Genomic DNA, 15,194 nt, shown 5'->3' on the forward strand with positions numbered 1-15,194 from the left:
TTATATTCAGTCATTAGAGAGCATATAAGACTAAGTCTGGCACAAAACATGTGAAGTCTAAGCAACTGTGGAATCATCACCTTCCATGCTTTCTGAATACCCTCAGCCGTATGAGGAATCGTGAAAATGATAGTCTGGTAGCATTGTAAACCACCCAAAGAACTCATAAAATAGGCATAATATGATATGTACAGTGAGCCGTATGTAAAAGTGGTTAGGGAGGAGAATGGATGATGAGTATGGATGGAATGGATATTACAAACGCCTTTACAGATGAACTTTTCAAGCAATACATATTAGCCAATTATTGTGATCAACGAGGTTATATTCGGGCACAGGATGTGAGTGAAGTGGAGACCCTGGAGCTTCCCAGAGTAGGTATGAAAAATCTTCAAGGCATTGAATATTTCACGGAACTCAAGGTGCTCGATTGCACATATAATGCGTTGGTCAGTCTGAATGTTGAACATAATCTGAAGTTGAAAACGTTATTATGCAGAGAAAATCAAATTGTTGAGCTGAAGTTGAACTCCAATACAGAGCTTGAAACATTAGATTGTAGCTTTAATTGTTTGCGTAAACTGGAACTGTCGCAGAATCTCAAGCTGATAGCGATTGAATGTAACTGGAATTTGCTCTCTGAACTGAAAGTAGGGCATCTAAAGCAATTGCAAAGACTCGCATGCAGCTACAACACACTTTTCTCACTGGATATGGTAAGTAATGAGCACCTAACTTATTTGGATTGTTCGAGCAATGATCTTATTGAGCTTGATGTCACTGGCTGTCCTGCTTTACTGGAGCTTCGCTGTCATCACAATCAACTTAAAAGTCTGGATCTCCGTTCCAATTACCGTCTGGAAAGTGTGCGTTGTTTCCATAATCATATTCGTGAACTGGATTTACGTAATAATACCGAACTTGTGAAACTATATTGTTCTGAAAATAAGTTAAAATCACTTGACGTAAGCTGTAATTCCAAGATGGAGCGCGTGCAGTACGGTGATAATCTCATCATGGAACCGGATCATGAAGTCCCAGGCATGGGTACATTTCAATATGATAATGAAACGACGATATATCATATGAATTTGCAGGAGGAAGGAAGAGAACTGCGAGTTACGGCACAAATTTCAACGAAGGCCGGTATGGAGGCATTGTCGGCTTCTTTCGAAGCTGCTTGGGAACAATGGCATGTCCTGCGAGAACGGGCGCTTCATATGATTGGTAACGCTCATCCAGACGAGGATGTAAATACTTTGGCGCTGGCAGATGTAGAATTTCAAGCAGATGGCAGTTTAAAGTTGGGATTTGATGCTGGCGATACGCCAGCCGGGCAGCTCTATATCTATGCTGAATTCGATAGCGAACTCCAGATCTCGGATGAGTTAATATATGAAACGTATTGAAAAACGGAATGTTAAAAAAGCTATGAACGCATTCGGTAACTTGATTAAGTTCTACACACGAAAAAGCCACGAAGTCGAAGTCGTGGCTTTTCAAGCATTTTTAATTTAAGGAAAAAGATCGGGTAGCAGTTATTCGGCATTCATTTTATTAAAGCTAACATATTCATGAATGGGTTTCCGATATCCGCGTGGACGCTGTTTGGATTCTGATTTTTTGCCAATGGTAATCATCATCGCAGGTACGTAATGATCCGGAATGCCCAGGCTCTGCTGCAGTTCTTCAGCATTAAATCCAATCATTGGACAAGTGTCCCAGCCACGATCTTGAGCGATCAGCATGAATTGCATCGCTGACAGGCTGGCGTTACGGATGGCATCCTCACGTTGGAAAAATCTGCCGCGAGTTTCGTAGAATTCGATAACACTTTGTGATTCCTGCTCGTATTGAAACGGTGTCATTGCGCCCAAGTTAAGCAGTCCTTCGTTAATCGTGCGAATGTGATGATGCGCGTTGACATCCCCTAACACAATAATAACCGCAGAAGCTGTTTTCACTTTATACTGCTGCGAAGCCTGATATACTTTCTCTTTCTGAGCTTCATCCGTCAATACAAGATAGTGAGTGTGTTGCAGGTTGAATGCGGAAGGTGCAAATTTGTTCAAAGCAAACATTTCTTCCAATTCGGACTCTGAAATTTCAATTCCCTCTTCAAAAATAACAGCAGATCTGCGGTTTTTAATCAATTGGTCCAGTTCTCTCATGTTGTTTACCTCACTTATGTATAGTTTGCTTGCTTATAAAGTGAATATAACATACTTAATTACTTTATGTAAGTATTATTTTTGAATAAGACAAGATGTGCTCGCCATACGCTAGTAGAAAACAGCAGAGGTGAGTCATGAGATCATTCATCCTCAGATTAAAATCAGCTTGGCGGCATCATGAGTTCCAGGTATATGTCTTTGAATCCTCTGCCCTTAAAAAGTTTGTGGTGGTGGAAATCATACTGGGTTATCTTGTATACAAAACAGCCTTTTATCTGAGCCACAACGATTTACTGGCAGGGGCAAGTTCCTGGGCGGGTACCGAAGGCGTGAAACGGTTGCCTATCTTGATCCGGCGTATTGCCGGAGTGTGAAAAACTCGAAGAGATGGTCTGAAACCGTATGGGATGCGTGACTATTTAGAAACATTAGCAGAGTACATGTGTCCAACCAAGTGTTCCTTTAACTACATCGATTTTGTAATGGATATGGAGAAGGGGCAAATCGCCCCGTTCTCCAGGTGTCTATTTGCAAATGAACGAATTGAGTTAACTAAGCTGCTTGCCAAATCAAGAGCTTATTTTGCTCGTTCCAAATATTGCTCCAGCGTTAATTTTTGGCTAGTAATCTCGCCAGCAATGTAGACACCAACATAACGGACATGCCAAGGCTCATATGAATATCCGGTTAACTTCTCTTGATCTTTGCCATAACGGATAATAAAACCGTATTTGTGGGCATTGGCTTTCAGCCATTTGCCTTCTTTGGTGTTTCCAAAACTTTGCTGAAGATCATAACCTGCCGAAGCGCTGGAAATGTCCATGGCGAGTCCGGTTTGATGTTCGCTCTGTCCTGGACGAGCACTTGTTTTGTTAGCAACAGCTTCGCCTTTGATGCTGGCATTACGGTCAAAGATTGCTTTTTGCGTAGCATATGAACGGTAGCCGGATACAGCTTTGATATCGATACCATCCTTTTTCGCGGCGGCAAACAATTTCTCCATTGCTGTTGCTGCGACTTTGCGCATCTGTTTCTTCGGACTTGAGCCGGAGAAGCTGAATGGGATGTTAGGAACGACCAGATCTTTCGGCTCGTAAGTGGATGGTAGGTTTCTTTTTTTATTCACAAGCACAACGGTGCTGGATAGATTAGTCACGGTAGCAACGCCTTTGCTAGATGTCGTAATGGTACGGCTTGGAGCATTATCTTTCAGAAATTGAGAGAAGCTTGAGCTTGCCGCAGAGGCAACCGGGTTAAAGATTTGGTTGATTGGAAGTGTAGTAAACGCTGTGCTCGCAAGCACTGAGCCAACCAGAAGTGTCGATATGATGGATTTGCGAGTAAATGATGACATGATGGGAATTCCTCCTTGGAATATATTAATCTATAAACCAAGTATACTGGAGGATTATGTCCATAGGTTCTCCAAATGTTTCCGACTTGTAAACAAAGTTTGCTAGAATCTATTTTATTGGAAAATTAGATGAAAGTTCGAATATCGCATATTTCAGGATGAAGGTCCTAGAAAATCGGTTGCTACCGGGCAAAAGATGCTGGAAGGAGAAATGTAAACGGTGGGAGAGTAAGGTGACAATGAGTAAAGACATAAAGAACTTAAAGAGCACAAAGTAAAGAGCATAAAGGGAATAAACAGGGAGGGCCAAGTTATTCATCAGCAAATTCAAGGCACAAGCAAGTAAAACAATTTAAGCAAGTAACTCGAGGCTTTTACCCAGTAAACTGTAAAAAATCTAACGATCACCACAGACGTTATTTGCCGCTTTTCACGCATTTTGAAATTTTAACGATCACCAGAGTGCTTATTCTACGAAAAAAGCCCATTTTTATAATCAAATACTTCTTTCAGGCTAAATAACGTTACTGGTGATCGTTAGATTTTCAATTTACTATTTTGGAGCTAAATAAGGTTTCTCATGATCATTAGAAGTTGCTCCAAGCATCTGGTGCTTGAGAAAGCTGGGAAAATCATCTTTGCATGCTTTCCCTACAAGGGCGGTAATACGCTGCGTACCTGCTGTTTAGGATAGTGTACAAGCGTTTTCCGCACTAGGTGTACCTACTGCGGCGGCACGTGCATCCCGGAGTCTGAGATTACTGCTGATTACACCCGAATCACTGCTCAAAGTAAAGGCAGGATAGTTTTCTTGTGCATCCAGCTTCATGTTTGATTCCAGGTTAAGCTGGTGTTTGGGGTCCACGTAAAATGGAACAAAGTTGGTTTCAATCTGCTCATCCAGCGCAGCCAGTTCATCAACAATCAGCAGTACGACAACACCGTTACATCCACAGCCTTCCATATCGTAAAATACTTTGAAATAACCAGGTTGATCATTCAAACTTGTTGTTAAACGTTGTGCCGCCAGATCAGTAATTTGCATATGCATATCGCTTCACTCCTCTATATATTGACCTCGTCATAAATGGTTAAGGAACATTCCGCCTGTAATGCCATTATACCACTTTGTCGAAAATTAAATCATTCATTTTCTTGACTGATCAGTCTGGAAAGTGTAAGATGTGTTTAACGAAGAGGAGGTGGGGACACCAGTTGGGGAGAGCGAAAGAGTTTGACACAGAACAAGTATTACGAAAAGCGACTTCTGTTTTTGGCACTTATGGTTATGAAGGGACCTCGTTAACGGTATTACTTAATGAACTCGGCATTGCCCGGCAAAGCCTCTATGACACCTACGGAACAAAACATGATTTGTTTGTCTCTGCTCTGAAATTTTATGTGCAGCAGAAAACAGAAGCATCGACACAACTGTTAGAACAAAGCGGCAGTGTACGTGAGGGTATGCAACAATTGTTTGAAGAGGTGGTGAACGTGTTAGCCGATCCGGATCGGCGCAACGAATGTTTTATCATTAACAGCGCGATAGAACAGGCACCTCACCAACATGAGATCGCTGCGTTTATACAGGCGAACAATCGCATGATGGAGAACGTATTTTACACAGTACTTTTACGAGGGTGTAATACGGGAGAGTTACAGTTACAAGAAGAGGATCTGCATCGCATCGCACGGTTTCTTAACTATTCAAGGCTTTCGTTCACATATACGGCAAAGAGTGGTGCTAGTGAGGAAGAAATGCGGGAACTTGTGCAAACGACTTTGAAGGTTTTGGATTAAACGATTAATAAATGAACGCCTTAAGCGTTTATTTTTTTAACTATTCTAGACTGATTAGTCCAAAAAGGAGAGGGTTTAAAATGAAAGAACAACAACAGGTGGACAATGAGCAAAATGTGCCCAAGCAAATCATGCAACACTTCACCGGGCTTCTGCTTGAAGGCAAATTAGATCAATGGTCAGAACTGTTTGCCCCAGATGCGATCTTTGAATTTCCTTATTCACCTCCAGGTTATCCGCAGCGGTTGGAAGGGAAATCAGCTATTTTCAATCATGTGAATGCGTTGTTTAAATTTCTCGAAATTCATCAATTTAGCGAACCGACCATTTTAATCGATTCAGATCAACAACGATTTGTAGCAGAATTCACTTGTGAAGGCGTATTTCTGAGTACAGGGAAGCCATACAATCAAACATATATTTCTGTCGTCAGCTATGATTATGACAAAATTACGCATTACAGAGACTATTGGAATCCTCTTATCGTAATGGAATCGGAAATGGGAGGTGTTGTAGATGAGCAATGAGAAACCTCTTACACTCATTACCGGAGCGAGTGGCAAGACAGGAAGTCGAGTGGCTGCACAGCTACAGAAACAAGGTTATCCGGTACGTTTGGCTGGAAGAAAGCTTCCGTCGTCCACAGATTCTCGTGGGAATCATGTCTACTTTGACTGGTATGATCCTGCGACATATGGCGCAGCACTAAAGGGTATTAATCAAATTTATCTTGTTGTGCCACAGATGGATATGAATCCAGAGAAAGTGATGGTTCCTTTCATTCAGGAAGCGATATGGAGTGGAGTGAAGCGTTTTGTGTTGCTGGGAAGAGCATCTGTCGATGAAGAAGGGCCCGTTTTTGGCAAAGTACATCAAGCCTTGAAAAAGCTTGCGCCAGAGTGGGCTGTGTTACGTCCTTCTTATTTTATGGAAAATTTTACGGAGGGTCCACATCGACAGACGATTGCCCAGTTTCGCAAAATATATAGTGCAACGGGTGAGGGGAGAATCGGTTTTGTAAGTGCGGACGATATAGCAGCGGCTGCCTTCCATGCCCTAACCGATACTGTGCCTCATAATAGAGAGCACATCATAACGGGACCGGAATCGTTGTCCTATGCAGAGGTGGCGCTGAAAGCCAGTGAAATTTTAAATCAGCCGATCCAGCATGAATCGTTATCGGAGGAGACTTTAAGGAACCAGATGATTCAAGCAGGGATGCCAGAGGAATATGCGACGATGCTTGCAGGTCTGGATACTCATATTAGAGAGGACGGGAGAGAAGCTCAGGTAACGGATACTGTTCTTCGCGTAACGGGTAAACTTCCGTTATCCATCGAGGGCTTGTTTTCAAAACAGATGATGGAGTACCATAGTGGAGAAATTTCATGAGAAAATCTTGGTGAGTATTAGATCAATGCATAATCTATTATTACATGAGGTAAGAGCATAAGTGAAGCATATAAGGTAGATTATGAGGTAGTTTACAAGGTAAATGTACAGAGTATGTCGAATTCGTACACGTATAGACAAAGCAGAAAGGATGAGAATGAAGATGTCCGCCAACTTTACAAATCTTGAACGAGGAAGCTGGACAACCGAGCCTGTTCATACCCAACATGATGGAGAGCGGTTGATTGTACAGGCTCAGGAGGGTAGCGATTTCTGGGAAGAGACGTTCTATGGTTTCTGTCACCGAAATGGCCATGCCTTGCTTGCGCCGTGGGACGGGGAACAAGCTGTTGAAGTTTCGTTTGATCTAAGTTCATTCACAGAATTATATGATCAGGCGGGATTAATGCTGTGGCATGGAGAACATCAGTGGATTAAAGCCGGGGTTGAAGTTAATGATGGCATTGTGCATGTGGGCGCTGTTGTCACAGATCAATTTTCAGATTGGTCACTCTCACCTGTACCGGAGTGGGGGGGACAAATCGTTACCATTCGTGCATCGTATCACCAGGAATCCGTTGTCATTCGTGCGCGTACAGATGAGCATCCGTGGCGTACGATTCGAGTGGCGAGATTTGCTTATCCAACCGATAAGCAGGCAGGACCGTTCCTTTGCTCGCCCAAACGGGCCGGGTTTGAAGTTGCTTTTACAAGATGGATATACACTGCACCAGATGCAGACTTGCATACCGATCCACCGATCCATGATTAAACAGGGAGTGGTGCATGAACATTATCGTAAAGGCATACTATGCGTAGAGGATGAGTTGTCACAAGAGCATGTAATCCAATGGCATAGAAAGAAAGGAAGCCAGTTTCTCTATTGGAAACTGGCTTTTTTGTATTTTTGTTTCTCTCAATGAATACTCAAGCTTAATGAGTGAGTGGGCATGATTCGTTTCATACATGCTTAATGAATCATAGTACCGGGATTAGAGAGCAGAACTACGCATTATTTTTTTCGGATTCCTGAGTAGGTTCGGCCTCTTGTTCTTCCTTGTCCTGCATTTCGCGCATACGTTCTTCGTAATCGTCCAGGAACCATAGTGGGTCCATATTATCTTCTTCGCCGTTATAGTTAATGAGGATTTCTTCGCCAGCCTTGATGTCTTTATACGCATAGAAATCAAAGGTGTGATTTTCGAAGTTGATATCATACGTGGCATTAGGCTCGTAGGAATGATTAATCAGACTGCCGTATCCTAACAGGATCGCGGTATGATTGGCCCCGTATTCGAAGACGTAATCCTCCAGAATCGTTTTCTCAATATGTTCGTGATCTTCATTCGGATAAGGCACCACGGGGGCCTGATGGATCAGTTGACCTTTTGCAATATCCACTGTAGCAAATACCCCGCGATTAAACTCACCGCCGTCACCCAGCTTGGACTGTTTTACTTCAATCATGACATTCACCTGATGCTCTCGCTGAGAGCTCCGTTCTATATAATAGTTGTAATTGGTTTAAGGCAAAATTTTACCGCATACGCCGGGATAAGGCAAATGGAACATCACATTTTTAAAATAGGGCGTTGAGTTGTGCGGCAGATAACGCTTATAATATACAAAGAATTAAGTCTATATAGAAAAGGTGTCATGAATGAGCATATTGAATGTAGAAAAATTAAGTCACGGTTTTGGTGACCGTGCTATCTTTAACGACGTTTCATTCCGCCTCCTTAAAGGCGAGCACATTGGTCTGATCGGGGCGAATGGAGAAGGTAAATCGACCTTCATGAACATTATTACAGGTAAACTTCAGCCTGACGAAGGTAAAGTGGAATGGTCCAAACGTATGCGTGTAGGTTATCTCGACCAGCATGCGGTACTGAGCAAAGGACTATCGATCCGCGATGTGCTACGTGGCGCATTCCAATATCTGTTTGACATGGAACAAGAAATGAATGAGATGTACGGCAAGATGGGTGACGTTACGCCAGAGGAACTGGAGCAGTTGCTTGAGGATGTAGGCACCATTCAGGATACACTGACGAACCAGGACTTTTACATGATCGATGCCAAAGTCGACGAAACCGCGCGTGGTTTGGGCTTGACCGACATTGGTCTGGATAAGGACGTTAATGACTTGAGCGGTGGACAACGGACCAAAGTATTGCTTGCCAAACTGTTGCTGGAAAAACCGGATATTCTGCTCCTCGACGAGCCGACGAACTATCTGGATGAACAGCATATTGAGTGGCTGAAACGATATCTCCAGGAATATGAGAATGCCTTTATTCTCATCTCGCATGATATTCCGTTCCTGAACAGCGTTATCAACCTCATTTACCATATGGAAAATCAGGATCTGACTCGTTATGTGGGCGATTACGACCACTTCCAGGAAGTCTATGAGATGAGGAAACAGCAGCTGGAATCGGCTTACAAGCGTCAACAGCAAGAGATTGCAGATCTGAAAGACTTCGTAGCGCGTAACAAAGCGAGCGTTGCCACACGTAACATGGCAATGTCCAGACAGAAAAAGCTCGACAAGATGGATGTCATCGAACTGGCCAAGGAGAAACCAAAGCCACAGTTCAACTTCCGCGATGCGAGAACGTCAGGCAAGCTTATTTTTGAAACGAAAGGCCTGGTTATCGGCTATAACGAACCGTTGTCCAGACCGCTTGATCTGCGTATGGAGCGCGGCCAGAAAATTGCTCTTGTCGGTGCGAACGGTATCGGTAAAACAACCCTGATGCGTAGCATTTTGGGTGAAATTCAGCCTTTGGAAGGAAATGTCCAGCGCGGCGAGAATCTGGAGATCGGATACTTCCAGCAAGAGATGAAGGATGCCAACTACAATACGTGTATCGAAGAGATCTGGCAGGAGTTTCCTTCCTACACCCAGTTTGAAGTTCGTGCCGCACTTGCCAAATGCGGACTTACAACCAAGCATATCGAGAGCAAGGTCGCAGTCCTCAGTGGTGGCGAGAAAGCGAAAGTGCGTCTTTGCAAGCTGATCAACAATGAGACCAACCTGCTTGTGCTTGACGAGCCGACGAACCACTTGGACGTGGATGCGAAGGATGAGTTAAAACGTGCGCTTCAAGCGTACAAAGGCAGCATTTTGCTGATTTCACACGAACCTGAATTTTACCGTGACGTCGTGACAGATACATGGAACTGTGAATCCTGGACGACGAAAGTATTCTAAAAGGCGCGTATTTCACTTGCATATAGCATGTGGAATACGCGTTTTTTGTCAGTTTAGAGGGTGGGGAAATAGGACCAAAGAATGGTTGACAGGTCTAAAAGCAAACGATATTCTAATTCTAGAAAGCGGTTACATTTTGTGGTTAAGAAACCTGTTTTACGACATGGGCAAAAAAGAAACGGTTCTCGGTATTCCGTAACGTGCATGATTGCACCTGCCTGAGTAAACGGGTCTTTTTTTGCCTTTGAATGAAACCGGTTTCATTGAATGGGGAGGTGTGACCAGCGGAAGAAGTATGGTCTGTGCTCTGATTGACTGATTCATGTGTACTGGGGCGTGTTTAACCACTACGCTGGATGTGTAAGGAACCTGCTTATATGTTCAGACGCAAAGGAGCGAATCGAGATTGGATAAACTGAGAAAACCGGTTGCAATTCTATTATCCGCTGCACTGATGTTGACTTCCGGGCCGTTGATGTACCCGAACAAGGCTCTTGCAGATGGAGCGCTTATTCCCGGATTGTGGATTCAAGACGATTTTTCCGATGGAGACTATACCGTTTCACCAGAGTGGCATGTGATCTCAGGCCAGTGGCAAGTGACATCAGATCCGGCGGACGCAGCCAATCAGGTTCTTTTTCAAAATGGGACGGATGAAGGTTTTATCACAACCGGGGATTCCATACCGGATAAGACAGTGTCAATGCGTTTTTATACAGGAGCGGGTGAGGGATTTCCCGGCATTTTGCCGCGGTTTCAAGACAAGAGCAACTATTACTACTTCCAAATGCAGGTGCCCGCCAACAAACTCGTTTTCAGCAAAAGAGTAAATGGCGCAGAAACGACACTAAAATCGATGGACTATACATTCAGCAAAAATACATGGTATACGCTTAAAGCGGTAGTATCGGGAACCTCCATCCGCGCTTATATCGTCGAAAATGGAACTGACCGATTGATTTTTGATCTGAACGATACATCTATTGCAACCGGTACCGTTGGCATTCGAAATAAGTGGCAGACCCTACATATCGATGATGCAATGATCGCGGAGCCGCCTCGAGTGAATGAAGCTGTGCTTGCAAAGGATGGAGAGACGGCATCTTCAATTTCATTGCATTGGCCGGAGATTGAAGGGGCAACGGGTTACCGTCTGTATCGTTCGAACAAGCAGGAAGGCGGCTACTCTTATGTAAGTCAGACGTCATCAACAAGTTATGTAGATGAAGGACTAAGCTCGGATACAGCCTATTATTACAGACTTGCCTATGACTACGGGGCATTAACCGAGTCACAGTTGTCTGTCCCGCTTGAAGCTAAAACGGCTGCCGAGGCACCACAGGCACCGGGGGACTTGAAGGCGACAGCGTTGACAGCGACAAGTGTCAAATTGAGCTGGAATACGGTCAGTAAGGCGAATGGTTATCGTGTCGTTCGCGCCGAGCAAGGAACGGAAGATTATGAACAGGTATATGACGGCAACCTATTGTCTTTTACAGATCAGGCACTTGAGCCTGGAAAGAACTACAGTTATCGGGTGACGGCGTACAATGCTGCGGGTGAATCGGCCTTTAGTACAGCGGAAGCGCAGACGTACACGGTAGATTCTCCTTCAGGATTTGGTGTTACTGCTATAACGGATACGTCCATTTCCTTAGGATGGGCTGCACTGCCCGGATCGGAAGTCTCCTACACGGTTTCAAAGGCGACAAGCGCTTCGGGGACGTATCAGCAAGTCTACACAGGGAAGTCTACTTCGTTAGACGATACAGGTTTGACGATGGGCACGGGATACTTTTATACAATTCAGGCCAAAGTGGACGGAATGGACACTCCTGTATCTGCACCGCTTGGTGTATCCACGGTGCGCACAAGTATTACGCCAGGACAAATCTGGCCGGATCAAAACGGCAAACCGATTGATGCTCATGGCGCAGGTTTCTTTTACGATGAAAAAACAGAAAAATATTACTGGTATGGCGAATATCATACCGGGGGGTGGCCAGCTGCAGGGGTGCGTGCCTATTCTTCCAAAGATCTGATGAACTGGACAGACGAAGGCATGGCATTGACGATGCTGCAATCGATGGATGATTTTGACACAAACCCGTTAATCAAGGAACTCTATGCAGGTCGTGAGGATCGTGTGGACATCTGGGCCGATATTCGCAAAGGACGGATTATCGAACGGCCAAAGGTCATTTACAATGATAAAACGAAAAAATATGTCATGTGGGCTCATATGGATGGAGACAAGGACCCTTACAACAATAATGCGAATTACGGTAAAGCGAAGGCCGGTTATGCAATCAGTGACTCACCTGCTGGACCTTTTATATATCAGAAAAGTTACCGTATGGACATGGCCCCTGAAGGCGAGAAGGACTATTTCCCAAGTGACAGAGGTATGGCCCGTGACATGACGCTATTTAAGGATGATGACGGCACGGGTTACCTGATCTACTCCAGCGAAGAAAATCTGACGTTATACATTTCCAAGCTCACCGAGGATTACAGTGACGTCACAGGCTGGCATAAGCAAGGTCTTAAGGATGATAAAGGCAATCCTGTTCGCGATAGCGTGTATAAGGCGGAATACGGCGTAGACTATGTCCGGGTATTCCCGGGTGGACAGCGTGAAGCACCGGCCATGTTCAAGTATCAGGGCAAATACTATATTATCACATCGGGTGCAACAGGCTGGGCTCCTAATGAAAACAAAGTTACGGTCGCGGATCACATCTTCGGACCTTGGTCGGCGATGACAAATCCGTTTGTCCGCACACTGCCGAGTGATCCTGATCCCGGGAAGGCATTTGGTACACAGGCAACTTCAATCATCCCGGTTGATCCGGAAAAGGGAAAGTTTATTTATGTAGGAGATATGTGGAACGGAGGCAATTTCGCCAACGATGCAGCCAAGTACGTGTTTTTGCCAATCGAATTCGGTATAGGGTCAGACATTGCGATCAAGTGGTATAACAGCTGGACACCCGATCTGCTGGATTCGATGGGTAAGGTAGATATCGCAGATAAACTGCCTGAAGCGGTGAAGCTTGGCGAAGTTCCAGTCCTTCCTTCCACGGTAAAGGTGCGTGATGGAAATAATCTCGTGTCAACGCCAGCCGTCTGGACGATTAATCATCGTGCGATGACAGCGGAGGATTTTGCTAAACCAGGCCCCCTCACACTGCAGATTACGACACCTGAGTATAACAACAAAACACAGGCAGTTCGTGTGTTTGTCATTCCCGAGAATACACTATACTTTGTGAACAGCGGTGGTTATGATACGGCAGATTACAAGCTGATGAGTAGCTATATGAAAGATACGCTCATGCATCCGGGAATTGTGGATCAGATGTACGCTCCGGCTGAAGGCCGAACATGGGGATATGTCAGTGCCGATGCGCTGCCTTCCGGTTCGAACGGCGGGGATATATTCTCAACCGTGCGATACCTGAATGGAGGCAATGTCAGCAATTCGCCTAAAGGCAAGGATTTGACGTATAGCTTTGATCTGCCAAACGGTGAGTATGATGTGTACGCGGGATTCAATGATCCGTGGACAAATACTTCACGCCGAGCGGATTTGTTAATTAACGGTAAGAACACCGGGGCGGTTACCTATATCCCTGCAAGTGTTCGGGCGCAAAAGGGTATTCAAGTGTCAGACGGTAAACTGGATATCACGGTGCGTAATACTGCTTCCCAGGACCCGCTGATCAGCTGGATTATGGTTGTAAAACCTGAACCAAAGTCTCCGGGCGGTAACGATCCAGGAGGAAATCCGGGGGGAGGTTCGGGAAGCAACCCTGGAGAAGGATCTGGAAATAACTCGGGCGGGAATAATGGAAATGCTTCGAATCCGGGCAGTAACGGTGTCCAAATAGGCAACAGTAACAGTAATTCAGGACCAGAAACATCGCAGTCTGGGGCTCAACCTCAAACGGAAAAGGACCGCGCTGTTGTGGAACTGCAGACTTCGTCAGATGCCAAGGGTAACGCACAGTCCAAAATCGAAGCTTCTGCGATTGAAGCTGCAGTCCAAGCCGCACCACTTACAGGTGCAGGTCAACGACTGGTTGAATTTCGCTTGAAGTCTGTTCCTGAAGCGACGGCATATGAGCTGGTCCTGCCTGTTTCATCTCTGCTGGAGCAGAAGCCATCCGACGTTTTCCGAATCGTATCAGCGTTTGCAACGGTTGAGTTGCCTGCTGATTTCCTGGCTAAAGAGGCAAGCAAAGAGGGTACAGCGGCAATACGTTTGATCCGCATACCGCTTCCACAAGGGATAACGGATCGTTACGGAGCAGAGCATGGTGTACAGCTCGAATTTACCCTAGATCATCAGACTTTCTCGCCGACTAGTGGGATTTCCATTGAAATACCGTATTCCCCATCGAAAGATACCGTGGCCGATAAAGTCGTAGTTGTGCAAATTGGAGCAAGCGGGGAAATCATACCGCTTCCACAGAGTTATTACGATCCGGCACGCGGTGAGATTATATTTTCTGCAAAAGCTTTATCCTTGACTGGTGCATATGCTGTCTTATCTATGGAAGAGAACTTTTTGGATCTAACCGGAGTACCATGGGCACAAAAAGCGATGGAGGCACTCGCTGTTCGGGGCGTGGTGGATGCAACAGGTAGTGAGGACACCAGACAGCTTCATCCAAAGCAAGATATGACACGCGGGCAATATGTGCAGTGGCTTGTAGCTTCGCTTGGTCTAAACGGGGGTTCTACTGAACCATTCAAGGATGTGAATGAACAATCTTCTTATTATAAGGCTGTTAACATAGCACGATCACTCGGTATTACGGATGGGGCTGGAGATGGACGTTTCAAGCCAGAATCCGCAATTACTCGTCAAGAGATGATGACCTTAACAGTAAGGGCGCTCGTCGCGGGTGGATTCATTGATGATGAAGCACAGAATTCTTCCGCAACTGATCTCGCTCGTTTCCGGGACGCAGGTCAGATCAACTCGTATGCAAGAGAAAGTGTAGCTGCGCTTGTGAACCTGGGCATCGTAGGTGGTTACAACGGTGAAGTAAAACCTGCGGTTGAAGCCAGCCGAGCCGAATCTGCTACGCTGATCTATGCAATGATGAGCAAGCTGGTCTGGAAAAAGTGATGAATCACTGTAACTTATAAAATAGAAAGAAGCTTGTTTTCACCTGAAGTCAGGTCAAAGCAAGCTTTTTTTGCTGTTCATTGTCGATTGTTGTTGATGTATTTGCAACGAGGTGAT

12 protein-coding genes are annotated in these 15,194 nt (G+C 45.0%); 8 read left to right on the forward strand and 4 right to left on the reverse strand.

The features are described from left to right. The first annotated feature begins 230 nt into the window (after positions 1–230). The gene (locus M3629_RS06035; protein WP_251503299.1) at positions 231–1,409 is read left to right on the forward strand and encodes a leucine-rich repeat domain-containing protein; all 1,179 of its coding nucleotides are present in this window, start codon (positions 231–233) and stop codon (positions 1,407–1,409) included. 129 nt (positions 1,410–1,538) lie between these two features. Here the strand turns inward: M3629_RS06035 and M3629_RS06040 are convergent, their stop codons facing one another. Beyond that, on the reverse strand, positions 1,539–2,171 hold the full coding sequence (locus M3629_RS06040) for a nitroreductase family protein (protein ID WP_251503300.1): 633 nt from the start codon (positions 2,169–2,171) through the stop codon (positions 1,539–1,541). A gap of 137 nt (positions 2,172–2,308) precedes the next feature. Between M3629_RS06040 and M3629_RS06045 the strand changes: the two genes are divergently transcribed. Further along, complete coding sequence (locus M3629_RS06045) at positions 2,309–2,548, forward strand: hypothetical protein (RefSeq protein WP_145330363.1); 240 nt, start codon at positions 2,309–2,311, stop codon at positions 2,546–2,548. Positions 2,549–2,751: 203 nt separating this feature from the next. Here the strand turns inward: M3629_RS06045 and M3629_RS06050 are convergent, their stop codons facing one another. Both M3629_RS06050 and M3629_RS06055 read right to left on the reverse strand, forming a co-directional pair. Then, a complete protein-coding gene (locus tag M3629_RS06050; protein WP_221791195.1) occupies positions 2,752–3,528 on the reverse strand; it encodes a M15 family metallopeptidase in 777 nt (258 codons plus the stop codon). Positions 3,529–4,213: 685 nt separating this feature from the next. Next, positions 4,214–4,579, reverse strand: a complete 366-nt coding sequence (locus tag M3629_RS06055) for an iron-sulfur cluster biosynthesis family protein (protein ID WP_090923995.1) — start codon at positions 4,577–4,579, stop codon at positions 4,214–4,216. 164 nt (positions 4,580–4,743) lie between these two features. On the opposite strand from M3629_RS06055, the gene M3629_RS06060 reads away from it, so the two are divergent. From M3629_RS06060 to M3629_RS06075, 4 genes are all read left to right on the forward strand, one after another. Continuing rightward, positions 4,744–5,328 (forward strand): TetR/AcrR family transcriptional regulator, encoded by a 585-nt coding sequence (locus tag M3629_RS06060; protein ID WP_251503301.1) that lies wholly within the window; start codon positions 4,744–4,746, stop codon positions 5,326–5,328. An 80-nt stretch (positions 5,329–5,408) separates the two neighbouring features. After that, positions 5,409–5,855, forward strand: a complete 447-nt coding sequence (locus M3629_RS06065; protein WP_251503302.1) for a nuclear transport factor 2 family protein — start codon at positions 5,409–5,411, stop codon at positions 5,853–5,855. Further along, positions 5,845–6,720 carry an NmrA family NAD(P)-binding protein gene (locus tag M3629_RS06070; RefSeq protein WP_251503303.1) on the forward strand — a complete coding sequence of 292 codons (876 nt, stop codon included), beginning with the start codon at positions 5,845–5,847 and terminating at the stop codon, positions 6,718–6,720. The genes M3629_RS06065 and M3629_RS06070 overlap by 11 nt, the downstream gene beginning before the upstream one ends. A 163-nt stretch (positions 6,721–6,883) precedes the next feature. After that, a complete protein-coding gene (locus M3629_RS06075) occupies positions 6,884–7,492 on the forward strand; it encodes a DUF1349 domain-containing protein (protein WP_251503304.1) in 609 nt (202 codons plus the stop codon). A gap of 233 nt (positions 7,493–7,725) precedes the next feature. Here the strand turns inward: M3629_RS06075 and M3629_RS06080 are convergent, their stop codons facing one another. Continuing rightward, entirely contained in the window at positions 7,726–8,187 is a 462-nt protein-coding gene (locus M3629_RS06080) for an SET domain-containing protein (protein WP_251503305.1), read from the reverse strand. Positions 8,188–8,380: 193 nt separating this feature from the next. Here M3629_RS06080 and M3629_RS06085 point away from each other — a divergent pair, with 193 nt between their 5' ends. Together M3629_RS06085 and M3629_RS06090 are read left to right on the forward strand one after the other, a co-directional pair. Next, a complete protein-coding gene (locus tag M3629_RS06085; RefSeq protein WP_251503306.1) occupies positions 8,381–9,937 on the forward strand; it encodes an ABC-F family ATP-binding cassette domain-containing protein in 1,557 nt (518 codons plus the stop codon). Positions 9,938–10,343: 406 nt separating this feature from the next. After that, a complete protein-coding gene (locus M3629_RS06090) occupies positions 10,344–15,077 on the forward strand; it encodes an S-layer homology domain-containing protein (RefSeq protein WP_251503307.1) in 4,734 nt (1,577 codons plus the stop codon). The last annotated feature ends 117 nt before the right edge of the window (positions 15,078–15,194 follow it).

Source organism: Paenibacillus polysaccharolyticus, from assembly GCF_023714295.1.
Classification (GTDB): Bacteria; Bacillota; Bacilli; order Paenibacillales; family Paenibacillaceae; genus Paenibacillus; species Paenibacillus polysaccharolyticus_A.